This window comes from Chryseobacterium sp. SIMBA_029 (genome assembly GCF_046535275.1).
Lineage (GTDB): Bacteria > Bacteroidota > Bacteroidia > Flavobacteriales > Weeksellaceae > Chryseobacterium.
In genome coordinates this window covers 1-393 of record NZ_JAWRXA010000061.1, presented here as the reverse complement: position 1 = coordinate 393, position 393 = coordinate 1, and the positions used below count along the sequence as shown (strand labels likewise).

The following is a 393-nucleotide window of genomic DNA, read 5'->3' as shown; positions in this document are numbered from 1 at the left end:
CATGCAGATCGCCGGTGATCGCGACGACGTTGTGGATCGACTCCTGCCGCAGCCACGTGAGCGGGTCTAGTTTGTGGGCGGGATAGCCGTCCCACGAATCGCAGTTGATGACGAACCGCTCCTTCTGCTTCGCATCCGGTTTCGGAAAGGTCGCCCACAGACGATTCAGCATGACCTCGTTGCCCCACACCTTCCACGTCGCACGCGACGCCTTCAGTGTGTCTTTCCACCACTGCGTTTGCGTCGTGCCGAGCATCGATGGCATCCGGCCGAGTTGGCCAGCATCGAGCGCTTCGGAGCGCGCCAGCATGTCCTGTCTGACGAAGTACCGCGAACCGACCGCGTCGTCGCCCTGCACCGGGTCGTGTCCGCGCGCTTCGGCGATCGCCCGCG

The 393-nt window shown here is 64.1% G+C and carries 1 protein-coding gene; it reads right to left on the bottom strand.

Annotated features, from left to right (window positions below; translation table 11 throughout):
• A partial coding sequence (locus SB679_RS23205; protein WP_410704646.1) for an alkaline phosphatase D family protein occupies positions 1-393 on the bottom strand: 393 nt, incomplete at both ends.